A 23,726-nucleotide genomic window follows, 5' to 3' on the forward strand; every position below is an offset into this window, starting at 1 on the left:
GATGCGCCTTGCGGCGCGCGGCACCAGCCCGCTCCCCACCCGGCCACCCAGAGGATACTGGCGTTGGGTGGCCGGGTGGGGGAGCGGGCTAGTGCCGCCAAATCAATCCCTCAGGCGGCGGCGATCCCTGTCACGAATTGCTTCGTTGCGTCGTCGAGCCGTCTTGCGGTCGCCGACAGGCTGCGGGCGGCGCCGGCGACGCGATCGGAGAGCGTCTCGGTCTCACTGGCGATCGAGGCGATTTCGCCGACGCGATCGGCCATCGCCTCGACCCCGAGCGCCGTGTCGCGCGCCGAAAGCTCGATGGCAGCGGCGGTCAGGCGCTGGGTTTCGACCGCGCTCCGGATCGCATTGGCGGCGGTGGCGAGGTCCGCGACCATCGCCGAAATCTGGATGAGCGCATCCTGCGCGACATCGGCGCCCGAATCGACCGATCCCGCCAGCTGGCGAATCTCGTCGGTCGCGGTCGCGGCCTGCCCGGCGAGCATCTTCACCTCGTGTGCGACCACCGCGAAGCCGCGGCCGACATCGCCGGCATGGGCGGCTTCGATGGTCGCGTTGAGGGCTAGCAAATTGGTGTGCGCCGCGATGTTGTGGATCGAGTCGGCGAAGCCGGTGATGCTGTGCGACTGTTCGGTCAGGATGCGGACGGCGTCGCGGCCGGCGGCGGAGATGCTGTTGGCATCGTCGCTTCGGCGGGCCTGCTGGTCGGCGCTGGCGGCGATCGCAGTGATCGACGCGGCCATGTCGTGCAGTCGGGCGGCGAGGATGTCGGCGCTCGCCGAGGCCTGAGTCGCGCGGCTGGCGGTGTCGGTTGATTCGCGGCTGCCGCGCCGCGCCATGTCGAGCAGGGCGTGACCGAGATTGTCGAGTTCCGCGGCCGCATCGCCGACCGCCTGCACCACACCCGAAACATTGTCCTGAAAGTCGAGCGTCAGGCGCTGCATCTGCGCGCGCGCGGCGGCGGCGCGCTCGATCTCGGCCTGGCGCCTGCGCTCTTCCGCATCGCGGCGCGCGGTTTCAGCGGCGGCGGTCATCGCATCCTCGGCGGCGCCGCGGCGCGCCTCGGCATCCTCGGCGACGCGCTCGCTCGCCAGCCGCGCATCGGCCTGACGCTGCATCAGTCCGCGCAGCACATGGATGAGGAAGATGAGCATCGCCGCCTGCATCACCACTGCGGCGGCGTGGAAGAACACGCGCCCAAGGCCGCTCCCGTCATAGAAGACCCAGGCGGGAGCGATGAACTGCAGGATGAGATGGTGGAGCGCGATCAGCGCCGAAGCGACGATGATGACGCTCCAGTCGCACAGGATCGTCAGCGCTGCGAGCGCCACGAAGAAGTACATATGGGCGTCCATCTGCCAGCTGTAGCCGCTGAGCGCATAGACGCCGATCGAGGGCAGAATCGCCGCGAGCGTGCCGATCGTGATGCGCGCTGCGCGGTCGGTGCGGTTGTGCAGCGCCATCCAGGTCGGGAACAGATTGGCGGTGGCGCCCATGACCAGCACGGGGAATGCCTTGTCCTCGGCGAAGATGGCAGCGGCGAGCGCGATGAACAGGGTGATCGCCCAACTCGATGCAACGAGGATCCGTACTCCGCGCAAGCGCAACAACGTCACCTCGGGCGGGGTCATGTGCGCTTCCTTTCTGCGCCGCACCAGTCTTCGGGCGCCGCTATGACGAGAACCCCGTGCGACAGCATCGGCCACAACAGCTTGTCGCGTTGTCCGTCGACGATCAGGATATTGGGGCGAGGTCCGCGGCCTCGAAGTGCCGCGCCGCGTTCGATCGCGGGACCCGCCAGCGTTCCCGCGTCGCGGCCGTCAAGCGCGATCAGTGCCATCGGCCCTTGCGCAGCGGGATAAAAGGAGGTGGCGAGCAGGCTCAGCAGAACAAGCCCGATCTGCATCGAGGGCAAGGAAACGCGAGAGGAGGTTAGCCGCTCGATCACCCCGCTTTACTATCATCCATTACTTATCGAGCGGTAAACTGTGCTTGTTTGTCGATGGATTGTGCTATGAGAGTGGGGCGTGATCTGCCGCCCGGCAGTGGTGGTGGGTGGAGCGGCTGTGCATGTCTTGCGCGCGTAGTAGAGCGTTTCGACGCGAGCCTGTCATCGATCTACGCCAGATTTGGCCGGAACGCGTTGTTTGGGGGAGAAGCGCGATGCCTTTTCTGGACGATGACTTTGTCGATATGCGCTGCGACGATGGCAGCATCTGGCACCTCTATTGGGGTGATGAGGTCGAGCTGGTCTCGACCAGCGCGGCCGGCCACCGACTCAAGGCGCTGGAGCATGGCGGCAAGGTGCGGCGCGAGGGGCTGGTTAAAGCCTCGGCGAAGTTCCGCGATACTGCGCTGCTGCGCCTGTCGATGATCGACGTGCAGCAGGGCGACGGGCTGATCCTCGACACGCCGGGGCGCAAGACGATCTTCATTGATGGCGGCGACAACAAGCTGTTCGCGCGGCACGCTGCGTTCCGTTTTCGCGGTACGACTGCCGCCGATCCGCTCAAGGTCGATCTGCTGCTCGTCACGCACGGCGATGCCGATCATTTCGAGGGGCTCAACATCCTGCAGGGGACCGAGACCGAGGCCGGGATCGACGAGCGGCAGCGGCTCTTCATCGCTCCCCTGCGCTATTATCACAACGGCATGGTCAAGCGGCCGGGGAAGAAGCCCGACGGCAAGCCGCGCAAGGACCTGGAGATGCTGGGCCGCACGACCGAGGTCGATGGCGTGCCGTTCGTTACGGGACTGGTCGACGATCCCGCCGATGTGCCGGAGGCGGAGCGCAACAAGCATTTCAAGCCATGGGTGAACGCGCTCGAAACCTGGGATGCGCGCACCATGGCGCTGACGGGTGCGCCGATGGTCCGTCGCCGGATCGATCATCTCAGCACCGATGCTTTCGATTTCCTGCACGAGGACGGGGTGACAGTCGAGCTGCTCGGCCCGATCAGCGAGCCGACTCCGGACGGGCCGGGGCTGCGTTTCCTGCGCAGCGCGCCCAACGACGCCGACATGATGCTGGGTACTTTCCCGCCGCCGGGAAAGGGAAGCTGGTCGGAGAGCCATACGATCAACGGCCATTCGATCACCTTTCGCCTGCGCTACGGCAATGTCCGTTTCATGTTTACGGGCGACATGAACCAGGAATCGATGGCGCGGATGCGCGCGGCGCTGCCCGATGCGGCGCTGCGGTCGGAGATCCTCAAGACCCCGCACCACGGTGCGGCGGACTTCGACATGGAGTTTCTGAAGGAAGTCGGCGCCGTCGTGTCGATGATCTCATCGGGCGACGAGAGCAGTGCCAAGGAGCATATCCACCCGCGCGCCACGCTGATGGCGGCGCTGGGCAAGGCGTCGCGGACAACCCCGGCGGTGATCTTCTGTACCGAACTCGCGGCGTTCTTCGCGATGCGGGGGACGTCGCGCGTTCTGGAACCGAAAGCGGGCGAGAAGCCGGTCTATTTCGGGTTCGAGCGCACCAATTACGGCATCATCCACGTCCGCACTGATGGCGTGCGCGTGCTCGCCTTCACGCATTCGGGCGAACGCGGGACGAACGAAGCCTATCGTTTCGCGGTATCGGCGAATGGCGACATCGCCTTCGCGCCCCGACCGGTATCGGTCAGCGCGCCGAAGGCGAGTTAGCCGGCTTAGCGAGCGCGCTTAACCGACGCGCTCAACGGACTCTGGGGCCGCCATAGGGCATGGGCGGCGGCGGACGGCGGTCGCGGCGCGGAAGCTGCGCCTGATAGGCGTGGCCGCAATGCGCGACGCAATAAGGGAAGCCGGGGTTCACCTTGTCGCCGCAGAAGTGAAAATCGGGCTCGCCCGGATGGCCGAGCGGCCATTTGCAGATCTTGTCGTTGAGATCGAGCAGGCTGGTCTTGCCCGCGATCGCATCGCTCGGCTTGGCGGGAACGAGGCGGCGCGGCGGAGCGGGCGAGATCGGCGGCGCCTGTTCGCCCGGGTTCTGACGGATGAAGCCGCCGGGACCGACCGAGCGCAGCACCGGGCCGGGGGTCGCGGGCTTGGCCGTCGCGGGTTCCGCAGGCACATCGGCTGCCGGAGCGGACTCGCGCGGTTCGGGCGCTGCAGCAGCAGGGGGAGCGGGTACAGGCTTCGGTACGGGAGCCGGCCGAGGCGGCGGCGGCGCTGCAGCAGCGGTGGGGGCGGCAGGCTTCGGCTCAGCCGTGTTGGGCTTCACGGGCGAGGGGCGCGAGGCGAGGCCGAGGCGATGCGCCTTGCCGATCACGGCATTGCGGCTGACTCCGCCCAGCTCCTCGGCAATCTGGGTGGCGGTCAGGCCGCTATCCCACATCTTGCGCAGCGTCTCGATCCGTTCGTCGGTCCAGCTCATTCAAACGTCCTTCATCATCCCCGTTGCGGGGGGCAGCGGGAGCCATTACCCGGCCTAACCATGGCCGAACAACCCCAGTCGCATGAAACCATCATCGCCGCCCCCGGCGTTCCGGTGATTCGCAACGTCAATTGGGGAGGGCTGTGGACGCTATATGTGAAGGAGGTGCGCCGTTTCTTCAAGGTGCAGCTCCAGACGATCTGGGCGCCGGCGATCACCACCTTGTTATTTCTGGTCGTTTTCACCGTGGCACTGGGCGGCAGCGGCCGCACCGTCACGCTCGACGGCGTGTCCGTTCACTTCGCCGACTTCATCGCGCCCGGCCTGATCGTGATGGCCATGCTGCAGAACGCCTTCGCCAACGCCAGCTTCTCGCTGCTGGTCGGCAAGATTCAAGGGACGATCGTCGACTATCTGATGCCGCCGCTGTCCACGGGCGAGCTGCTCGCGGCATTGTGTGCCGGCGCCGTCACGCGCGCCTTCTGTGTCGGCAGCGCGGTTTGGCTGGCGATGGCGCTGTGGCCGGGTGTGAGCGTAACCCCGCATCATTTCTGGGCGATCCTGTGGTTCGGTTTCCTCGGCGCGCTGTTCCTGTCGCTGCTGGGCGTGATGACCTCGATCTGGGCCGAGAAGTTCGATCATGCCGCGGCGGTCACCAACTTCGTGGTCGCGCCGCTCGCGCTGTTGTCGGGCACCTTCTACTCGGTCGACAAGCTCGCGCCGGCGTTCCAGACGATCAGCCACGCCAACCCGTTCTTCTACATCATCTCGGGCTTTCGCTACGGCTTCCTCGGTGTTGCCGATTCGCCGATCATGCTGGGCAGCGCAGTGATTCTGGGGCTGGACGTGGTGCTTGCGCTCGCCTGCTACGCGCTTCTGCGCTCGGGCTGGAAGACGCGGAGCTGACCGGCAGGCTGAACGCGTGCTGTCAGGCGCGTTCAGCATTTCGTTCTTCGTGCGCAACTACGCCGTCTCCATCGACTGAGGAGGCGATGAGCATGCGTAAACTGATGATCGGACTCGCGCTGGCGGGCGCTTCGATGGCTGCGTTGCCGGCGGCGGCGCAGGACTGGGACGGCGGCTATCGTGACGAGCGCGGGGGCTATGGCGATCGTGGATATGGCCATCGCGGCGATTCGCTGCGTCGCGCGTCATGGATGCTCGACCGCGCGATTGAGCGCGGGAGCCTGTCGCGGCGTGAGGTCCATTACTATCGCGGCGAGCTGAGCCAGCTCTATCGGCTCGACGCGCATTTCCGCCGTGACGGCTATTCGCGCTGGGAGCGCGAGCAGATCAACGACCGCGCCGACCGGCTGATCCACCGGTTGCGGATGGAGCGGCGCGACGACCGTCAGCGCGACCGCTGGGACGACGATCGCCGCGACGACGATCGCTGGGACGACTGAGCGCGCACGGTGCGGGGAGAGTTTCCCGCACCGCGTCCGCGAGGTGTTGACCACACCCCCCTTCCGCTCGTAAATCCGCGCTCCGGGCGGTCCGGTTGGGCCGCCTTTGTTGTTTCCGGAGCCTAGCCCGAGTTTTTTGAAGGAGGAGCAGTCAATGTCGATCACCCCACTCATGCCCGTCTACCCGCGGTGTGAAGTGCGTCCGGTGCGAGGCGAGGGCTGTTATCTGATCGGGGAACGAGGCGAGCGCTATCTGGACTTCGCCGCGGGCATCGCGGTGAACGCGCTTGGCCACGGCCATCCGCAGTTCACCAAGGCGATCGCCGAGCAGGCCGCGACGCTGATGCACGTCTCCAACCTCTACGGTTCGCCGCAGGGTGAGGCGCTGGCGCAGCGTATCGTCGACAACAGCTTTGCCGACACGGTGTTCTTCACCAATTCGGGCGTTGAGGCGATCGAGTGCGCGATCAAGACCGCGCGCCGCTATCACTACGTCAACGGCAACCCGCAGCGGCACAAGCTGATCACGTTCAAGAACGCCTTCCACGGCCGTTCGATCGGCGCGATCAGCGCGACCGACCAGCCCAAGATGCGCGACGGGTTCGAGCCGCTGCTGCCTGGCTTCGACTATGTGAAGTTCAACGATCTCGAAGGCGCGATCGCCAAGATCGACGACGAGACCGCAGGTTTCCTGGTCGAAACGGTTCAGGGCGAAGGCGGCATGACCGCCGGCACGGTCGAGTTCATCCAGGGCCTGCGCAAGGCGTGCGATGAGCATGGCCTGCTGCTGATCCTCGACGAGATCCAGTGCGGCTATGGCCGTACCGGCAAAATGTGGGCCTATGAGCATTACGGCATCACGCCCGACATCATGACCGCGGCGAAGGGGATCGGAAACGGCTTCCCGCTCGGCGCCTGCCTCGCGACCGAGGAAGCGGCCAAGGGCATGGTGTTCGGCACGCACGGCTCGACCTATGGCGGCAATCCGCTCGCGATGGCGGCGGGGCAGGCGGTGCTCGACGTGATGCTGGAGCCGGGCTTCTTCGAGCGCGTCGAGCAGATGGGCGAGCGGCTGCGTGCGGGGTTCGAGCAGCTGATCCCCAATCACGACCATTTGTTCGACGAGATCCGCGGCAAGGGTCTGATGCTGGGCGTCAAACTCAAGGAGCCGGCGGTGGCACGCGATTTCGTGGCGCATCTGCGCGACAATCACGGACTGCTCACGGTCGCTGCGGGCGAGAACGTGTTCCGCGTCCTTCCGCCGCTGGTGATCGACGACAGCCATATCTCCGAGTGCATCGAGAAGCTGAGCGCCGGCGCGCGCAGCTACGTGCCGCCCAGCGACGATTGATCCTTCCCGCCGGTGTCGCAGCGCGGCACCGGCGGTGACGGGGGAGCTTTCACATGACCTATCGTAACTTTCTTTCGCTTTCCGATGCGGGACCGGACGGTGTCGCCGCGATTCTGGCCGACGCGATCGATCGCAAGCGCGCCCGCGCCGGCCTGCCCAAGGGCACGCCCGACGCCGATGCGCCGCTCGCGGGCCGCGCGCTCGCCATGGTGTTCGAGAAGAGTTCGACCCGCACCCGCGTCAGCTTCGAGATGGCGATCCGCCAACTCGGCGGCAGCGCGGTGGTGCTTGATGCCGCGACCAGCCAGCTTGGCCGCGGCGAGACCGTGGCGGACACCGCGCGCGTCCTGTCGGGCTATTGTGACGCGATCATGGTCCGCACCGACGATCATGCCAAGCTGCTCGAGATGGCGCAGTACGCGTCCGTTCCGGTCATCAACGGCCTGACCGATGACAGCCATCCGTGCCAGATCATGGCCGATCTCCAGACGATCCTCGAGAGCGGGAAGGCGTTGCCCGGACTCAAGGTCGCGTGGCTTGGCGACGGCAACAACGTCCTCGCCTCGATCGTCGAGGCGGCGGGCATGATGCATTTCGACGTGATCGCGGCGTGCCCGCAGAGCTTCGCGCTGCCCGAAGAGGTGATGGCACTGGGCAAGGGGCGTGCGCGTACGGTCAACGATCCGCTTGAAGCGGTCGCGGACGCCGACGTGATCGTTACCGACACCTGGATCTCGATGGGGCAGGCACATGCCGAAGCGAAGCTCGCGGCGCTTGCACCCTATCAGGTGACCGAGGCGCTGATGGCGCAGGCAAAGCCTGACGCGAAGTTTCTGCATTGCCTCCCCGCGCATCGCGGCGAGGAAGTGACCGATGCGGTGATCGACGGGCCGCAGTCGCTGATCTGGCCCGAAGCGGAGAATCGCCTGCACGCGCAGAAGGCGGTGTTGCGCTGGTGCTTCGGCCAGATCGGGTGATTCCGGCGGCGAGTTGAAGCGGGGCTTCAACTCCCCATATTCGGCGAAACCTGACAATCCATTCGCGTCCTGACCCGGGATCGGCAACGATCCCGGGTCAGGCATGAATGGTGGAGACACGACGATGACGACGCCCCCCACCGACCTTGACCGTACGGTCAACTTCACGATCCCTGCACGCCATGCGCGCGGCCGTGTCGCGCGGCTGGGGCCGGTGCTCGACCGGATTTTGGCGGCGCACGCCTATCCCGCGCCGATCGAGCGCGTGCTCGCCGAGGCGCTGACGCTGACCGCACTGCTGGGGTCGACGCTCAAGGATTCGAACGGCCAGCTGACGCTGCAGGCGCAGACGCCAGCGGAACGAGGTGGTGGCATCATCCGCCTGCTGGTTTGCGACTATAAGGGCGGCGAGCTGCGCGGCTATGTGCAGTTCGATGCCGAGCGGCTGGCCGAGCTGGGCGAGACTCCGTCGCTCTATGCGCTGTTCAATCAGGGCTATCTGGCGGTGACCTTCGACCAGGCGGTGACCGGCGAGCGCTATCAGGGCATCGTTCCGCTCGACGGCGGATCGCTGGCCGAGGCGGCGGAGAATTATTTCGACCAGTCCGAGCAGATCCCGACGCTCGTGCGGCTGGGCATCGGTCATGACGCACAGGGCAAATGCATCGCGGGCGGTTTGTTCCTCCAGCACCTTCCTGAGGGCGAAGCGGACGGCGAGCGGCTGCATACGCGCGAGACACATCCCGAATGGGAGCATGTCGAAGCACTGGGTTCGACGATGGGTGCGGATGAGCTGGCCGATCCGGCGCTGCCGCTCGAGAATCTCGTCTGGCGGTTGTTCAATGAGGAAGAGGAAGTGCGCGTGCAAGGCGGGGTCGATCTCGTCCGCGGCTGTCGCTGCGATTCGGCTTATATCGAATCGGTGCTCGCCAAGTTCAGCATCGAGGATCGGGCGGAGATGGCGGAGGACGGCGTCATCACGGTCGATTGCGCGTTCTGTGCGCAGAAATTCCCGATTGCGGTCGATGCCGCCTGACTACAGCCGCAATTCCCGGGTCTAATTGTCAGCTAAGTGAAAGCCGAATCGTGCTAGAGGGGCGATGAAATGAGTAAAGTCGCTTTCATTGCTGGTGCCCTTGCCCTCTTGATCGCGGGTGGCGGCTACGCGCTTGCCCAATCGGGCACGCTCTCTGCGCTCGCTCAGCTTGAGCGTGGCGAGTGGACGTTGCGCGCTTCTGACGGGAGCACGCGTGCGATCTGCGTCACCGACCCGCGCGTGCTGCTCCAGCTGCAGGACCGTTCGGCGGGCTGCACCAATTTCGTGGTCGAGAATGGCGCGAACGGGGGACGTATCTCCTTCAGCTGTCCTTCCGGCAAGACCGACACACGTATCACGGTGGAAACCCCGCGCTTGGTGCGGATCGAGACGCAGGGGATCAGCCGCGGCTTGCCCTTTACCGAGGAATATGAGGGCCGGCGGACCGGCGCGTGCAAGGCAAGCGCCCGCTAAACTTGCCGCGCTGCGGCAAAGCCGGTAGCTCGCGACCATGACCGACAGCAAGATTGCCGTCGCCCTTGTTTCGGGCGGCCTCGACTCATTTGTTTCCGCCGCCAGCGCCCGCGCTGACGGCTATCGCCTGCTTGCGCTCTCGGTCGACTATAATCAGCGCCATCATGTCGAGCTGGCTGCGGCGCGGCGCATCGCGCATGCGCTGGGCGCCGAGCGGCATATCGTGCTCCCGCTCGACTTGTCGCAATTCGGCGGATCAGCGCTCACCGCCGACATCGATGTGCCCAAGACCGGGGTGGAGGAGGGCGGCATCCCGATCACCTATGTTCCGGCGCGCAACACGATCTTCCTCAGCCTGGCGCTTGGCTGGGCCGAGGCGTCAGGCGCCCGCGACCTCTATATCGGGGTCAATGCGCTCGACTATTCGGGCTATCCCGATTGCCGTCCCGAGTTCATCTCCGGGTTCGAGAAGCTGGCCGAACTGGCGACCAAGGCGGGTGTCGAGGGCGAGCCGTTCCGGATTCGCTCGCCGCTCCAGTACATGACCAAGGCGGATATCGTCCGCGAAGGGATGCGGCTTGGCCTCGATCTCGGTCTCAGCTGGTCGTGCTATGACCCGGCACCGGGCGGGCTGCATTGTGGCCTGTGCGACAGCTGCCGGCTGCGGTCCAGGGGGTTCGAGGAAGCGGGCGTGCCCGATCCTACCCGCTATGCCGAAACCCCGCGGTAGGCGCCGGCCATGAGCTATGCGGTCAAGGAGATGTTCCTCACCCTGCAAGGGGAAGGGGTGAACGCCGGCGCGCGCGCGGTATTTGTGCGCTTTGCCGGCTGCAATCTCTGGTCAGGGCGTGAGCAGGACCGAGCCGATGCGGTGTGCAAATTCTGCGACACCGATTTCGTCGGCACCGACGGGCTGGGCGGCGGCAAATTTGCCGATGCGGAGGCGCTGGCGGCGGCGGTCGAGGGGTTCTGGGGGCCGGGGGCTGAACGCCGTTTCGCCGTGCTGACCGGGGGCGAGCCGATGCTTCAGGTCGATGATGCGCTGGTCGATGCGCTTCACGCGCGCGGCTTCCGCATCGCGATCGAGAGCAACGGCACGCTGCCCGCGCATCCCGGTATCGATTGGGTGTGCATCAGCCCCAAGGCGGGGAGCGAGGTCATCCAGCGCAGCGGCGATGAGCTCAAGCTGGTCTGGCCACAGGCGGGCACCGATGTCGCGATGCTTGAGCAATGGGATTTCGCCCATTTTCTGGTCCAGCCGATGGATGACGCGAACGCCGCCGCCAATGTGCAGGCGGCGGTCGATTTCGCGCTCGAACGGCCGAAATGGCGCCTGACCCTGCAGGCACATAAGAGCCTGGGGCTGCGCTAACCGAGCCGTAATGATATCCGCGAGACCGTCAGCCCAGTCCGGCGGCGATGCACGTCAGCATAACAACAACCCCCTCCGCCAGCAGCCAGACCGCGCCGAGGATGCCATAGGCGATCGCCATGGCGCGTTTCATCGTCCCGGCGGCTACCGCGGCCGCGATGGCCAGCGCGACGGAAGAGAAGAAGACGGCGCCTGCCCCGGCCCCGAAGATTATGCCGAACAGCAACTGGGTCAGGCCGAATGCGAGAGCGCCTGCCCAGATTGCCGCGATCACCCTGCGGTGCGGCGTCGGCGCGTCGGCGAACGCGGCGACCTTACGGTAACGGGCAAGGCGATCAGGCATGAAGCGATCCTGTCAATCCGCTCCACCCAGGGCTTCGACCGCTACCAATCGCATCACTTCTTCGGCTGGCAACGCGCCGGCGTGTAGATTTCCTTGCGCCAGCACTTCTCGTTGGCGAAGACCGGGGTCGAAATCGGGACATAATAGGCGCGGAAGACGGGGAACTGGTATTCGCCCCATTTGGTCAGGCTGTTGCGCAGCTCGCGCAGGCGTTCTGCCGCGACCTCGCCGAACTGGCCGCGCGGGGCGAAGATGACCTGCTGCGAGATGTCGTCCGCGGTGTAGCAAAAGGTGAGCTGGGCGTGGACTGCCGAGAAGCTCGAATAGACCCGTGTACCGTACTGATCGAGCGCCATCTGGCCCGCCTTGGGGGTCTTGTTCGTCCGCACGAAATATTTGGTCAGCGTCGCATAGGAGCTGTTCAGCTCGGCGGCGTGATCCTTGAGGATGGTGTTGTAGTTGGGCAACGTCTGCAGCGTCTTGGCGAACTGGCACTGGAGCGCGGCGACGTTGAGCGCGGCGCGCAGGTTCCACACCATCGCGGCGCGAATCTCGCCCGGGTTCGCTCCCGGCAGTTGCTGCGCGAGAATACCCGGCTCTTCCCCGGTGACCCGCGGACCCGCGATATCGGGGCCCTTGAAATAAAATTGTGCCGATGCGGGCGCCGCACCGAACAATGCCGCCGCTCCCGCGGCCGCGCACATCAAACGCGAAACGAGCATCCTGACCCTCTTGAACGCAATACCGTGATGTCCGGGGTTACGGATTTTTTACCCTGTGCCCAAGCGCTTTTTGCCCTGCATCGTTGCGGCCGCGCAAGAAGCCGCAGAATTACAAGGGCTTAAATCGAAAGGGCCGCCCGGTTTCCCGAGCGGCCCTGCAGCTGAAATTCGCCGGGGCGAACTTACATGCCGTTGCCCATGGTCATGTTGCCCATGGTGTCGTTGGCCATGCCGGTGTCGTTGCCGGTGGCGCCGTCGACCATCGTCATGTTGTCGCTCATGGTGCCGTCGAGCACCGGGTCGGTGGCGTTCACGTCCATAACCGCGGTGTTGTCAGCAGTGGTCTCGGTCTTCTCGCCGCAAGCCGACAGCAGCAGCGCTGCGCTGGCGATCATCGAACCGGCAACAGCCTTGGTGAAAAGTGCACGCATGTATGAGGCTCCCTAGATATGGATATTGGGGCGGGCAGGTCAGCCGCAATTCCCCAAACCGGCGGGGACATTAGTCGCTAAGCGCGATCCCCTCAACCCCGCTTTAGGCAGCGCAGGCGCCACCTACCGCATCGAGAAAGGTCGGGAAGGCCAGGGCGAGCGCTTCGTCAAAGCTCGCCGGGGGGATCTGCTTGCCCAGCGCAGCGGCGCTCGTCACCGGGAATTCGGGCAGCCCGCACGGCACGATCCCGCCGAAATCATTGAGATCCGGGTCGAGATTCACCGCAAAGCCGTGCATTGTCACCCAGCGCCGCACGCGAACCCCGATCGCGCCGATCTTGGCCTCGCTCCCGCCGTCGCGCGTCCAGATGCCGATGCGCCCCTCGGCGCGGAAGGCGTTGATGCCGAATTCGCCCAGCGCGGCGATCACCCAGCCTTCGAGCGCATGGACATAGCAGCGCACGTCCTTGTTGCGGCGGGAGAGGTCGAGCATCGCATAGCCGATCCGCTGCCCCGGCCCGTGATAGGTGTAGCGCCCGCCACGTCCGGTCGCGAAGACGGGGAAACGCGGGTCGATCAGCTCGGTGGGATCGGCGCTCGTGCCCGCGGTGTAGACCGGCGGATGCTCGAGCAACCAGATCAGCTCTCCCGCCTCGCCATTCTGGATCGCCGCGACGCGCGCTTCCATCGCTGCCAGCGCTTCGGGGTAGGGCACACGCCCCTCCGCCACACGCCATTCGATGCCGCTCTTCATTTCCATCGGGCGCAGATGGCCCGCGTCGCCGAACTTCGCAATGTCTGAAGCACGGCACCGGCCCGCTCAGCGCTGCTGAGCCAACTCTAGTGGCGCGCCGTTTCGCGATCGGCTAACGGTTCGCGACAAGGGGTGTGATATGGTCAGCATGGGTACCGTCTGGGATCGGACGGCAGAATTTCTGAGCGAGAACCTGGGAACGGTGCTGCCGGTCGCGCTGGGCGCGATCTTCGTGCCGGCGGCGGTCAGCGGCAGCCTGTCGGGGCTGCAGAACGGCGCCGCACCAGGGCTGGCCGCCGTGCTGGGACTTGCCTCGCTGCTGCTCGCGATCGTCACCTTCTGGGGCCAGCTTGCCGTGACCGCGCTTGCGCTCGATCCCGCGATCGGTCGCGGCGCTTTGAATGTCGCCACCCGGCGCTTGCCTGCGGCACTGCTGGTGACGGTGGCGTTGTTCGTCGCCCTGTTTCTGCTCGTCATTCCCGCGGGGATCATCCTGGCATTGAGCGGCGCCGATCTGAGCGCCAGCGCGACGGGCGCGATGCCGCAGGTACCGCCTGCAGCGATGCTGTGGGTGGTCCTCTATTTTCTTGCGCTGCTGCCGGTTGGGCTGTGGCTCGGCGCACGCCTGATCGTCGTGGCACCGGCGATCGTCGGTGAAAAGGCCATGTTCGGCGCGATCCCGCGCAGCTGGTCGCTGACGCGGGGTTCTGCGCTCCGGATCGTCGGCGTGCTGATCCTCTATGCCATCGTTGCGACGGTAGCCTATCTCGCCGCGACCACCGCGTTCGGCGCGATCATTACGCTGATCGCGGGACGGGGTGAGGACGGGCTGTCGCTGGCAATGGTGCTCACCGTGATTGTGGGCGGCGCGGTCTCGACCGCCTTTACCGTGCTCGGCACCGCGTTCACCGCCAAACTCTACCTTGCGCTCCGCACCGACAAAGAGGCCGCACCCGCGTAATGAGACTTTCAATTGGCGGCGCGCTTGCTGACGCTGCGGCCCTGTGGCGTGCGGAACGCGATCTGATCGTCCGCATCGCCGGGGTCTTTTACCTGCTCCCGCTCCTCGCGCTGGCATTGCTGGCGAGTAGCATGACGCTGCCCGAACAGGCGACGCAGGAACAGCTCCGCGAGGTGGTGAGCGAATTCTACCGCGCGAACTTCGTCTGGCTGCTGCTGATCTCGATCGCGTTCGAGTTCGGATCGCTGGCGCTGCTCAAGCTGTTCCTCCAGCGCGGCGAAACGGTGGGTGGTCTTCTGCGCGCCGCCGGGGTCCGGCTGCTCCCCTTCGTGCTGCTCGGCTTCGCCAACGGGGCCGTAATGCAGCTCGGCTTCACGCTGTTCATCCTTCCCGGAATCTACGTCTTCGGCCGCACCTGGCTGATGGGCGCGGCCTATGCCGCAGAACCCGAGCGCGGCCTGCTGCGCGCGGTCGAGAGCGGATTCCGCCTCAGCATCGGCAATGGCTGGCGGATCGCATTTCTCGGCTTCGGGGTCGTGGTGGTCGCAGGCGCCGCGGCGCTTGCCCTGCTGATCGTCGCGCAAAGCGGCATCACCCTCGCCGGGGGAGCACAATGGGCGCAGACGCTGTTCATCCTGCCCGTTGCCGCGGCTGCTGCGGCCTATACCGCCTTTACGCTGGTCCGGGTCGCCGCCTATCGCCGGTTGGCGGGATCCAGCAATGGAATGTGAGGCGCCGCCTCACGCGGCAGATGGCCTGACAGGCGCGGGTCGGGAAAGGTCTCGATCGCGCGGGTAAAGGGCACAAAGCCCGACGCGCGATAGAAGCCCAGCGCCGAGGGATGATCGAGCGTACAGGTGTGGACCCACACCCGCGTCACATCGGGCAGCCATGCGCGCATCAGCGCCTGCGCCATCAGCCAGCGGCCATGACCCTGACCCGCCAGTTCAGGCACCAGACCGACGAAGGACAGTTCGCAGGTCGCGGCTTCACGGAAATCGAGTTCGAGCAATCCGATCTCGATCCCGCGCGGATCGATGACCGCGAAGATCTCAATCGCAGGATCGTGGATGATCCCGGTCAGCCGCGCCTCGTCCATGATCAGGCGCGAGAACCACAGCCACGGCTCGCCGATGCGGCGAAACAGCGCGCGATATTTCCCGGGCGCCGGCTTCTCCCACTTCACCAGCCGCAGCGGCGAATCAGGTAGCGGCCGGGGGCGGGGCCGCTCGAGCATCTCTAGGCTGGTGACGATTGTCGCCACCTCGCCCGGCTTGACCGGGATCAGGGACATGCCTGTGCGCTCCGCGATGCGGCACCGACCCGCTCCCCCACCCGGCCACCCATATTATGCTGCCGCTGGGTGGCCGGGTGGGGGAGCGGGCCGGTGCCGTGCGCCGTCAGGCGCATCATCAACCCCATGTGGCCAGCGGTGGCAGGCTCATCAGGATCGCGTCGATATTGCCGCCGGTCTTGAGCCCGAACAGCGTGCCGCGGTCATAGACGAGGTTGAATTCGGCATAGCGCCCGCGCCATTCGAGCTGCTGCGCCTTGTCGGCGTCAGTGAAGGGGGTTGCCATTCGCCGCCGCACGATCGCGGGGAAGGTTTCGAGGAAGGCGCGCCCGACATCCTGAGTGAAGGCGAAGTTCGCCTCCCACGCGTCCCCTTCGCTGTCGAGGTGATCGTAGAAAATCCCGCCGACGCCACGATGCACCTTGCGGTGGGGGATGTAGAAATAGTCGTCAGCCCATTTCCTGAAGCGCGGATAATGTTCGGGATCGTGCGCATCGCACGCCGCCTGTAGCGTCGCGTGGAAATCGGCGGTGTCGTCCGCATAGGGAATCGGGGGATTGAGATCCGCGCCGCCGCCGAACCAGCGCTTTGTCGTGCACAGGAAACGCGTGTTCATATGCACCGCGGGGACATGCGGGTTGGCCATGTGCGCGACCAGGCTGATCCCGGTAGCGAAGAAGTGCGGATCCTCGCCCGCGCCATGGATCGTCTTGGCGAAATCGCCTTCGAACGTGCCGCCGACGGTTGAGACATTGACCCCGACCTTCTCGAACACCTTGCCCTTCATCACGCCGCGCACGCCGCCGCCGCCGGGTTCGCCCGACGGGTCGGCGCGGTCCCATGGCGTGTAGTCGAAGCCGGCGTCCGAGCCTGCCTCGCGCTCGATCGCTTCGAACTCTGCGCAGATCTGGTCGCGCAGGGCTTCAAACCAGGCGCGGGCGGTGGCTTGTTGATCGTCGAGGGTCAGCATGGGCGGCCCCTAGCCGATCGTCGCAGGGGAAGGCCATAGGGCGGTTTGTCTCAGCCCCTCGGCCAGCACGATCCCGACCGACACTGACAGGTTCATCGATCGCAACCCCGGCGCCATCGGGATGATCACGCGGGCATCGGCGCGCCTATGGACATGTTCGGGCGCCCCGGCGCTCTCGCTGCCGAACAGCAGGATATCGTCGGGCGCGAAGGCGAAATCGTGAAGCGGAGTCGCACCTTTGGTGGTGAGCAGCACGATTCGGCCCTGCGCCTGTCGCTCGAATGCGTCCCAGCCATCATGGCGAACGACCTCGACATGGTCGATATAGTCCATGCCCGCGCGGGCGACGCGTTTGTCGTCCCATGCGAATCCCATGGGCTCGATCAGATCGACGGGTGTGGCGAGGCACGCGCCGATCCGCAGGACGGCACCGACATTGCCGGCGATATCGGGCTGGAACAGGGCTACGCGCATACCCGCTCCGATAGGGCAGGGGCGGGGCCAGCCGCAAGCCGGGCAAAAAGGCGGTTGGCAAATGCGGCATGTGCCGTCTATCAGGCCGCCCAGCCACCGGGGGCACCGGGGGGCTTGGTGTTGCGTTCGCGCGTTTCACCGCACCGGTTTTTTACAGGCGCATTCGCGCAGAATTTTGAAGTGCAAGGGCTGATGCATGGCAACGCATGATGAAGCTGTTACCCAGGACGGAGCGATCGACGCGCCGGCCGATCCTCGCCGTCGCGACTATCTCGCGATCGGTGCGGTCGCCTGGGCGGGTGTTGGCGCCGGCGTAGTTGCGCTGCCGCTGATCAACCAGATGAGCCCGTCGGCCGACGTGCTCGCGCTGTCGACCACCGAGCTCGACGTGTCGGCGATCCAGCCGGGACAGTCGGTCAAGGCGACCTTCCGCAAGCAGCCGCTGTTTGTGCGTAACCTGACCCAGAAGGAAATCGACGAGGCGAACGCCACGCCGGTTTCGGACCTGCGCGATCCCCAGACGCTTGCGCAGCGCACCAAGGAAGGCAAGTCGAACTGGCTGGTCACGCTGGGCGTGTGCACCCATCTCGGCTGCGTGCCGCTGGGCGCGGGCGAGGGCGAGAACAAGGGCCCGTTCGGCGGCTATTTCTGCCCGTGCCATGGCTCGGCATACGACACCGCGGGCCGCATTCGTACTGGCCCCGCGCCGACGAACCTGCATGTTCCTGAGTATGAATTCATTTCCGACACCGCGATCCGGGTCGGCTGAGGGCTATTGGCATGAGCTTCCCATGGGCAAAGCAGTATGAGCCGAAGCATCCCGTGATGAAGTGGGTGGACGATCGTCTGCCGCTTCCGCGCTTCGTCTACAACGCCGTCGGCGCGGGCTATCCGGTGCCGCGCAACCTCAACTATTTCTGGAACTTCGGCGTCCTCGCCGGGATGTTCCTGGCGTTCCAGCTCGTCACCGGCATCGTGCTGGCGATGCACTATGCGGCGAACGCCGGCATCGCGTTCGACAGCGTCGAGCACATCATGCGCGACGTGAACGCCGGCTGGTTCCTGCGCTATGCGCACGCCAACGGCGCGTCGATGTTCCTGCTGGTGGTCTATATCCATATCGCCCGCGGCCTGTGGTACGGTTCGTACAAGGCGCCGCGCGAGATGGTGTGGCTGCTGGGCGTCGTCATCTTCCTGCTGATGATGGCCACCGCGTTCATGGGCTATGTCCTTCCCTGGGGCCAGATGAGCTTCTGGGGCGCGCAGGTGATCACCGGCTTCTTCTCGGCGATCCCGGGCGTGGGCGAGACGATCCGCGTGTGGCTGCTGGGCGGTTTCGCGCCGGACAACGCCGCGCTCAACCGCTTCTTCTCGCTCCACTATCTGCTGCCGTTCGTGATCGTCGGTGTGGTCATCCTCCACATCTGGGCGCTGCACATTCCGGGTTCGTCGAACCCGACCGGCGTCGAGGTCAAGAGCGAGCAGGATACCGTGCCGTTCCACCCCTATTACACCGCCAAGGATGGCGTGGGCGTGGGCGTGGCGCTGCTGGTGTTCGCGTCGCTGATCTTCTTCGCGCCGAACATGCTGGGCCACCCGGACAATTATGTCCCGGCCAACCCGCTTTCGACCCCGGCGCACATCGTGCCCGAATGGTATTTCCTGCCCTTCTACGCGATCCTGAAGTCGTTCACGATCGACTTCATCTTCCCGGCGAAGCTGTGGGGCGTGCTGGCGATGTTCGGTTCGATCCTGCTGCTGTTCTTCCTGCCGTGGCTCGACACCTCGCCGGTCCGTTCGGCCAATTACCGCCCGACCTATAAGTGGTTCCTGCTGGTGCTGCTCGTGGACGTGCTGGTGCTGGGTTACATCGGCGGCGCATCGCCGACGCCAAGCGTGATCCTGATTGGCCAGATCGCTACGGTCTATTACTTCCTGCACTTCCTCGTGATCCTGCCGATCGTGTCGGCGATGGAACGTCCGCGTCCGCTGCCCAACTCGATCACCGAGGCTGTGCTGGGCGGCAAGGGCGGCACCTCGCCTGCGCCGACCGCGCTGGCTGCCGAATAAAAGGGGCTTGAGATAACATGGTTCGCATTGGCGGATTTATCGTCGGCGTCGGCTTCGTCTTCGCCCTCCTCCTCGGCATCTGGGACACGGTCGCCAACTGGATCAAGGAGCCCCCGGTCGCGACCGCGGAGCACGAGTTCCATGAGCACCCGAAGAAGGTCGACTTCTCGTTCAACGGCGCGTTGGGCAAGTTTGACAACCGGCAGCTCCAGCGCGGGCTTCAGGTGTACAAGGAAGTGTGCGCTGCCTGTCACTCGCTGCGGCTGGTGTCGTTCCGCGACCTCGAGGCGCTGGGCTATAGCGAAGGTCAGGTGAAGACCATCGCCAAGGGCTTCCAGGTCGCATCGATCAACCCGGAAACGGGTGAGCCGGCGACGCGTGACGGGATCAATTCGGATCGCTTCCCGCTGGTCTATGCCAACGACGTCGCTGCGCGCGCCGCGAACAACAACGCGGTTCCGCCGGACCTCTCGCTGATGGCCAAGGCGCGTCACGACGGCAGCAACTACATCTACTCGCTGCTGACCGGCTACAAGGACCAGCAGCCCGCAGAGCTCCTCAAGGAGTTCCCGGATGCGAAGACGCCGAAGGGGCTGCACTACAACCCCTATTTCGCGACGCTCAACCTCGCGATGGCGCCGCCGCTCAAGGATGGTCAGGTGACCTATCTGGACGGCACCGCAGGGACGGTCGACAATTATGCCAAGGACATCTCGGCATTCCTGACCTGGACTGCCGAGCCGAAGATGCAGACCCGTAAGAGCTGGGGCCTCGGCACCCTCCTGTTCCTCGTGATCTTCTGCTTCCTCGCTTATGGCGCCAAGAAGCAGATCTGGCGGAACGTGAAGGACTGACGTCCTCCGCCTGACAATTTTCCGACGGCCCGGGAAGCGATTCCCGGGCCGTTCGTTTTGAAGGGAGCCGCCATGACCGATTCCGCAAACGATCTCGCCGCGCTGATCCGCACCATTCCCGATTTCCCCAAGCCGGGAATCCTGTTTCGCGACATCACCACGCTGCTGCTCGATCCCGCCGGCCTCGCGCAGGCGGTGGAAGCCATCGTCGACGCGGTGGACGGGCCAGTCGATCTGGTCGCGGGGATCGAGGCACGCGGCTTTCTCTTCGCTACGCCCGTCGCGCTGGCACTGGGGGCAGGGGTGCTGCTCGTGCGCAAGGACGGCAAGCTGCCCGGCGCGACCATCGCCGAGGACTATGCGCTGGAGTACGGCACCGATCGTATCGCGATCCATGCCGACGCCTTTGCGCCGGGCGCGCGCGTGCTGCTGATCGATGATCTGATCGCCACCGGCGGGACCGCGCGGGCCGCCGTACGGCTGCTGCGCAAGGCCGGAGCGACTGTCACGCAGGCAGCCTTCGTGATCGACCTGCCCGAGCTGGGCGGCGCGGACGCGGTGCGGGCGGAGGGGATCGACGTTATTACGCTGGTCGCCTTCGACGGCCACTGAGGGAACCGCGCAGCCCTCTCCACCGTTTCCGGACGGTTAAGGACGCTTTCACGCGTCCGTGGAGAGCAGTCATGACCATCCCGCGTATCTTTACCGCAGGCCTGATCGGGGCGGCGGCGCTCGGGCTTTCCGCCTGCACCGACGGCTATGGCTATTCGGGCGTTTCGGTGGGCTATGGCAGCGGCGGCTATTATGACGACGGCTATTATGGCGGCGGCTATGGCAGCCCGTACTGGGGCTGGCAGGGCGACTATTATTATCCGGGCACCGGCTATTACGTCTACGACAGCTATCGCCGCCCCTATCGCTGGAACGACAGCCAGCGCCGTTACTGGGAGCAACGCCGCCATGGCTGGCGGGGCGATCGCCGCGAGGTTCGCGACAATTGGCGTGAGTTCGGGCGCGACCGGCGGCAGGATGACCGTGACTATCGCCGTGACCGGCGAGGCGACCGCGAGGCCTATCGTGACGGGCGGGTCACGCGCGATCAGTATCGCGAGGAACGCCGTGACGACCGGCGCGACTATAACCGCTAGTATCGGCAGGACCGGCGCGAGCTGGGACGCGAGAACCGCCGCGACCGGCGGCGCCCGAACTAGACTGACGAACTAGGCGGGGCGCCGCGCGACCAGACCGCGGGCGATGAAGCTCATCACCGGCTCGTCATGTTGGTTGTAGACGGTCATGCGCGCGCGCGTCCGGCCCATTTCGGGGCGTTTCTCCATCGCCTCCTTCTCGAGCAGTTCGTTCTCGCAACGCAGCGTGTCTCCGGGAAAGACCGGCTTGATCCAGCGCAGCTCGTCGATCCCGCCCGCGCCGAGGCTGGCCGAGGGATTGGCCTTCATATGTGCGACGAACATCGACATCGTCATCGCACAGGTGTGCCAGCCGCTCGCCGCGAGCCGCCCGAAATGAGTCTTCGCCGCGGCCTCGTCGGAGAGATGGAAGGGTTGCGGATCGTATTTCTCCGCGAACGCCAGCACTTCCTCGCGCGTGACCTCATAGGAGCCGAAGCTCGCTCTGTCGCCGACCGTCAGGTCCTCGAAATACTTCATGGAATCAGTTTCGATCAGAAACGGATTGGAAGCAAGGCCTATGGTGCGATCTGGGCCAGCGTCGCCGTTTTGCCGTCGATGGCTTGCGCGGGCGGGAGGCCGGTGAGGCGGCGCAGCAACGGATAGACGTCGACATTGTCGAACACCGGCAAGGTGCCGGATCGCGCGATCGCCGGGCCATGCGCGATGAACAGTGCGCGCATTTCCGGAGCATCGGGATCCCAGCCATGCTCACCCTTGCCGGTGCCCGGAGCAGGCGGACCGGAGGCGATCATCCAACCCATTTCGGGCAGGCACAGGAAGGAAGGTGTGCGCGGGTTGGTGCCGTAGCGGAGCCGTTCGGGAATCGCGTTGCGACGCCAGCATTGCATGTGCGGATGCGGCTTGAGCAGCGTCGCGGCCAGCTCCGCGTCGCGTCCGGGGTTGGGTTCGATCGCGGCATAGGGGCCTTGCTCGACCACCCGGTACAGGTCGGCGGGCATCATCTGGTCGAGCCGGATCCGGCGTTCGGGACTCGATTCACCCATGCCGTGATCGGCGACGATGACGAGATTGGCCGGCTGATCGAGCTCGGCGAGCTTGCGGAGCAGCTGCCCGATCAGCGCATCGATCTCGGCCAGAGGCGTGTCGAGCTCGCTGGCGTCGGGACCAAATTTATGCCCGGCGCTGTCGATTGTGTCGAAATAGACACCCACCAGCCGCGGCCGCGTTGCCACGGGGCGGCGGAGCCAGTCGATGACGGTATCGACCCGCTGTTGCCCGCTCACCGCCATGTCGAACGGGCGCCAGTCGGAGGGACGGAGCCCGTGCACCGCGACGCTGGAACCGGGCCAGAACAGGATCGAGCTGCGGATACCGGCGCGTTCGGCGGCGACCCAGATCGGCTCTGCCTGATCCCACCAGTACGGCTCGGGTGAAGTCTGGGTGAAGCGTTCGCCGGCGCGCGCGGGGTCCTCAAACCGGTTGGCGACGATGCCGTGGCGGTCGGGTCGCTGTCCGGTGACGAGCGTATAGAAATTGGGAAAGGTCTTGACCGGGAAGGACGGCCGCATTGCCCCGTGTGCGCCCTCCGCCGCCAGCCGTGACAGGGTCGGGGTGACGCCGCGGTCGAGATAGCCGGCGCGGAACCCGTCGATCCCGATCAGGATCGTCACCGGCGCGCGCGTCTCACGGACCGGGGCGGGAAGCGTCTCGGGCACAACTGAGGGCGTCGTGCAGGCGTGAAGCAGCATTGCGGCGGTGGCGGCCAGCGTGAAGCGTATCCAGTGCATCCGCGCGGCCTATCCGGATCGGATGACAAGGTGAAGGCGGAGCGCACGTTGTTGCCGTGGCGTGGCGTCGTGCCTAGTTTCGTGCCATGCCTCCGCCCGATCTCGCCGCTGGACTTCGCACCCGCCTGATCGGGGTGGTGCGGCGCACCTTCAACGATCAGGGCAAGGGCGAGAAGCCGGTCCAGCGCAGCGACGACGCACTGTTCCCGCGCGGATCGGTCACCTGGCGCGTGCATGGCGACGTGACCACGATGATGGTCGGCGGGGTCGCTTCGCTGCTGCTGCAGATGCTGCACCCGGCGGTGCTCGCCGGGGTGTGGGACCACAGCGCCTTCCGCAAGGACATGCTCGGCCGCCTGCGCCGCACCGCACGCTTCATCGCCGAAACCACCTATGCCGAGCGCAGCATCGCCGAGGCGTCGATCGCGAAGGTGCGCGAGGTGCATGAGCGGGTCGCGGGCACGCTGCCCGACGGCACGCCCTATCGCGCCGACGATCCCGCATTGCTGGCATGGGTGCATGTGACTGAGATGTGGAGCTTCCTCGCGGCATGGCAGCGCTATGGCGTGCCCATCAGCCGCGCCGAGGAGGACATCTACTACGCGGAAACCGCGCGGACCGCCGAAGCGCTCGGCACCGATCCGATCCCGCGCAGCAAGGCGGAGGCGGAGGCACTGATCGCGGCGATACGGCCGCAGCTGGTGGTCGATTCACGGACCCGTGAGGTCGCGCGCTTCGTGCTCGAGCATCCTGCACCCAGTCTTGCCATGGCGCCGGCGCAAGCCGCGATCTTCGCCGCGGCGGTCGATCTGCTGCCCGACTGGGCGCGGGCGATGCACGGCCTCAAGCGCCCGCCCGCGACACCGCTGGTGCGCGGATCGACGCTGGTGATCGCGAAGACGTTCAGATGGGCGTTCGGGTAATTTCCCT

The 23,726-nt window shown here is 65.8% G+C and carries 29 protein-coding genes; 17 read left to right on the forward strand and 12 right to left on the reverse strand.

The genetic code is table 11. From position 1 onward, the window contains the following. Positions 1-110 precede the first annotated feature (110 nt). The gene (locus AC07NK_RS06210; protein WP_495169716.1) at positions 111-1,634 is read right to left on the reverse strand and encodes a methyl-accepting chemotaxis protein; all 1,524 of its coding nucleotides are present in this window, start codon (positions 1,632-1,634) and stop codon (positions 111-113) included. Beyond that, positions 1,631-1,909: a hypothetical protein gene (locus tag AC07NK_RS06215; RefSeq protein ID WP_495169717.1), complete on the reverse strand. Its 279-nt coding sequence runs from the start codon at positions 1,907-1,909 to the stop codon at positions 1,631-1,633. The genes AC07NK_RS06210 and AC07NK_RS06215 overlap by 4 nt, the downstream gene beginning before the upstream one ends. 257 nt (positions 1,910-2,166) lie before the next feature. Here AC07NK_RS06215 and AC07NK_RS06220 point away from each other — a divergent pair, with 257 nt between their 5' ends. Continuing rightward, entirely contained in the window at positions 2,167-3,657 is a 1,491-nt protein-coding gene (locus AC07NK_RS06220) for a ComEC/Rec2 family competence protein (RefSeq protein WP_495169718.1), read from the forward strand. 31 nt (positions 3,658-3,688) lie between these two features. Here the strand turns inward: AC07NK_RS06220 and AC07NK_RS06225 are convergent, their stop codons facing one another. Continuing rightward, positions 3,689-4,369 (reverse strand): GcrA family cell cycle regulator, encoded by a 681-nt coding sequence (locus AC07NK_RS06225; protein ID WP_495169719.1) that lies wholly within the window; start codon positions 4,367-4,369, stop codon positions 3,689-3,691. Between the two features lie 60 nt (positions 4,370-4,429). Here AC07NK_RS06225 and AC07NK_RS06230 point away from each other — a divergent pair, with 60 nt between their 5' ends. The 8 genes from AC07NK_RS06230 to queE all read left to right on the forward strand — a co-directional run bounded on the left by AC07NK_RS06230 (position 4,430) and on the right by queE (position 10,985). Then, positions 4,430-5,275 carry an ABC transporter permease gene (locus tag AC07NK_RS06230; protein WP_495169720.1) on the forward strand — a complete coding sequence of 282 codons (846 nt, stop codon included), beginning with the start codon at positions 4,430-4,432 and terminating at the stop codon, positions 5,273-5,275. 92 nt (positions 5,276-5,367) lie between these two features. After that, positions 5,368-5,775, forward strand: a complete 408-nt coding sequence (locus AC07NK_RS06235; RefSeq protein WP_495169721.1) for a hypothetical protein — start codon at positions 5,368-5,370, stop codon at positions 5,773-5,775. Positions 5,776-5,929: 154 nt separating this feature from the next. Beyond that, on the forward strand, positions 5,930-7,126 hold the full coding sequence (locus tag AC07NK_RS06240) for an aspartate aminotransferase family protein (RefSeq protein ID WP_495169722.1): 1,197 nt from the start codon (positions 5,930-5,932) through the stop codon (positions 7,124-7,126). 53 nt (positions 7,127-7,179) lie between these two features. Beyond that, the gene (gene argF / locus AC07NK_RS06245; RefSeq protein ID WP_495169723.1) at positions 7,180-8,103 is read left to right on the forward strand and encodes an ornithine carbamoyltransferase; all 924 of its coding nucleotides are present in this window, start codon (positions 7,180-7,182) and stop codon (positions 8,101-8,103) included. Positions 8,104-8,227: 124 nt separating this feature from the next. After that, positions 8,228-9,139, forward strand: a complete 912-nt coding sequence (locus AC07NK_RS06250; protein ID WP_495169724.1) for an Hsp33 family molecular chaperone HslO — start codon at positions 8,228-8,230, stop codon at positions 9,137-9,139. Between the two features lie 69 nt (positions 9,140-9,208). Further along, positions 9,209-9,613: a DUF3617 domain-containing protein gene (locus AC07NK_RS06255; RefSeq protein WP_495169725.1), complete on the forward strand. Its 405-nt coding sequence runs from the start codon at positions 9,209-9,211 to the stop codon at positions 9,611-9,613. Between the two features lie 37 nt (positions 9,614-9,650). Then, positions 9,651-10,343: a 7-cyano-7-deazaguanine synthase QueC gene (queC, locus tag AC07NK_RS06260; protein ID WP_495169726.1), complete on the forward strand. Its 693-nt coding sequence runs from the start codon at positions 9,651-9,653 to the stop codon at positions 10,341-10,343. Between the two features lie 9 nt (positions 10,344-10,352). After that, entirely contained in the window at positions 10,353-10,985 is a 633-nt protein-coding gene (queE, locus tag AC07NK_RS06265) for a 7-carboxy-7-deazaguanine synthase (protein ID WP_495169727.1), read from the forward strand. Positions 10,986-11,013: 28 nt separating this feature from the next. Here the strand turns inward: queE and AC07NK_RS06270 are convergent, their stop codons facing one another. From AC07NK_RS06270 to lipB, 4 genes are all read right to left on the reverse strand, one after another. Beyond that, positions 11,014-11,328, reverse strand: coding sequence for a hypothetical protein (locus AC07NK_RS06270; protein ID WP_495169728.1), 315 nt, complete (start codon positions 11,326-11,328; stop codon positions 11,014-11,016). Positions 11,329-11,381: 53 nt separating this feature from the next. Then, positions 11,382-12,050: a hypothetical protein gene (locus AC07NK_RS06275; protein WP_495169729.1), complete on the reverse strand. Its 669-nt coding sequence runs from the start codon at positions 12,048-12,050 to the stop codon at positions 11,382-11,384. A 182-nt stretch (positions 12,051-12,232) separates the two neighbouring features. Beyond that, positions 12,233-12,481, reverse strand: coding sequence for a hypothetical protein (locus AC07NK_RS06280; protein ID WP_495169730.1), 249 nt, complete (start codon positions 12,479-12,481; stop codon positions 12,233-12,235). A gap of 103 nt (positions 12,482-12,584) precedes the next feature. Continuing rightward, the gene (lipB, locus tag AC07NK_RS06285; RefSeq protein ID WP_495170341.1) at positions 12,585-13,235 is read right to left on the reverse strand and encodes a lipoyl(octanoyl) transferase LipB; all 651 of its coding nucleotides are present in this window, start codon (positions 13,233-13,235) and stop codon (positions 12,585-12,587) included. A 139-nt stretch (positions 13,236-13,374) separates the two neighbouring features. Here lipB and AC07NK_RS06290 point away from each other — a divergent pair, with 139 nt between their 5' ends. Then, positions 13,375-14,196 carry a hypothetical protein gene (locus AC07NK_RS06290; protein ID WP_495169731.1) on the forward strand — a complete coding sequence of 274 codons (822 nt, stop codon included), beginning with the start codon at positions 13,375-13,377 and terminating at the stop codon, positions 14,194-14,196. After that, positions 14,196-14,927, forward strand: a complete 732-nt coding sequence (locus AC07NK_RS06295) for a hypothetical protein (RefSeq protein ID WP_495169732.1) — start codon at positions 14,196-14,198, stop codon at positions 14,925-14,927. The genes AC07NK_RS06290 and AC07NK_RS06295 overlap by 1 nt, the downstream gene beginning before the upstream one ends. Here the strand turns inward: AC07NK_RS06295 and AC07NK_RS06300 are convergent. The 3 genes from AC07NK_RS06300 to AC07NK_RS06310 all read right to left on the reverse strand — a co-directional run bounded on the left by AC07NK_RS06300 (position 14,891) and on the right by AC07NK_RS06310 (position 16,934). Next, a complete protein-coding gene (locus tag AC07NK_RS06300; protein WP_495169733.1) occupies positions 14,891-15,490 on the reverse strand; it encodes a GNAT family N-acetyltransferase in 600 nt (199 codons plus the stop codon). The genes AC07NK_RS06295 and AC07NK_RS06300 overlap by 37 nt on opposite strands. Positions 15,491-15,608: 118 nt before the next feature. After that, positions 15,609-16,460, reverse strand: a complete 852-nt coding sequence (gene hemF / locus AC07NK_RS06305) for an oxygen-dependent coproporphyrinogen oxidase (RefSeq protein ID WP_495169734.1) — start codon at positions 16,458-16,460, stop codon at positions 15,609-15,611. Between the two features lie 9 nt (positions 16,461-16,469). Further along, entirely contained in the window at positions 16,470-16,934 is a 465-nt protein-coding gene (locus AC07NK_RS06310; RefSeq protein WP_495169735.1) for a tRNA (cytidine(34)-2'-O)-methyltransferase, read from the reverse strand. A 196-nt stretch (positions 16,935-17,130) separates the two neighbouring features. Here AC07NK_RS06310 and petA point away from each other — a divergent pair, with 196 nt between their 5' ends. The 5 genes from petA (at position 17,131) to AC07NK_RS06335 (ending at position 21,006) form a co-directional block, all read left to right on the forward strand. Next, positions 17,131-17,703 (forward strand): ubiquinol-cytochrome c reductase iron-sulfur subunit, encoded by a 573-nt coding sequence (petA, locus tag AC07NK_RS06315; RefSeq protein ID WP_495169736.1) that lies wholly within the window; start codon positions 17,131-17,133, stop codon positions 17,701-17,703. An 11-nt stretch (positions 17,704-17,714) separates the two neighbouring features. Next, a complete protein-coding gene (locus AC07NK_RS06320) occupies positions 17,715-19,004 on the forward strand; it encodes a cytochrome b (RefSeq protein WP_495169737.1) in 1,290 nt (429 codons plus the stop codon). A 17-nt stretch (positions 19,005-19,021) separates the two neighbouring features. After that, the gene (locus tag AC07NK_RS06325; protein WP_495169738.1) at positions 19,022-19,858 is read left to right on the forward strand and encodes a cytochrome c1; all 837 of its coding nucleotides are present in this window, start codon (positions 19,022-19,024) and stop codon (positions 19,856-19,858) included. Between the two features lie 72 nt (positions 19,859-19,930). Next, positions 19,931-20,470, forward strand: a complete 540-nt coding sequence (locus AC07NK_RS06330; RefSeq protein ID WP_495169739.1) for an adenine phosphoribosyltransferase — start codon at positions 19,931-19,933, stop codon at positions 20,468-20,470. Between the two features lie 71 nt (positions 20,471-20,541). Next, positions 20,542-21,006, forward strand: coding sequence for a hypothetical protein (locus tag AC07NK_RS06335; protein ID WP_495169740.1), 465 nt, complete (start codon positions 20,542-20,544; stop codon positions 21,004-21,006). Positions 21,007-21,078: 72 nt separating this feature from the next. Here AC07NK_RS06335 and AC07NK_RS06340 read toward each other — a convergent pair whose 3' ends face one another. Together AC07NK_RS06340 and AC07NK_RS06345 are read right to left on the reverse strand one after the other, a co-directional pair. Next, positions 21,079-21,525 (reverse strand): MaoC family dehydratase, encoded by a 447-nt coding sequence (locus AC07NK_RS06340; RefSeq protein WP_495169741.1) that lies wholly within the window; start codon positions 21,523-21,525, stop codon positions 21,079-21,081. A 38-nt stretch (positions 21,526-21,563) separates the two neighbouring features. Next, positions 21,564-22,796: an alkaline phosphatase family protein gene (locus AC07NK_RS06345; protein WP_495169742.1), complete on the reverse strand. Its 1,233-nt coding sequence runs from the start codon at positions 22,794-22,796 to the stop codon at positions 21,564-21,566. An 86-nt stretch (positions 22,797-22,882) separates the two neighbouring features. On the opposite strand from AC07NK_RS06345, the gene AC07NK_RS06350 reads away from it, so the two are divergent. Next, positions 22,883-23,719 (forward strand): oxygenase MpaB family protein, encoded by an 837-nt coding sequence (locus AC07NK_RS06350; RefSeq protein WP_495169743.1) that lies wholly within the window; start codon positions 22,883-22,885, stop codon positions 23,717-23,719. The last annotated feature ends 7 nt before the right edge of the window (positions 23,720-23,726 follow it).

This window comes from Sphingomonas sp. GW821-FHT09B04 (assembly GCF_059418285.1).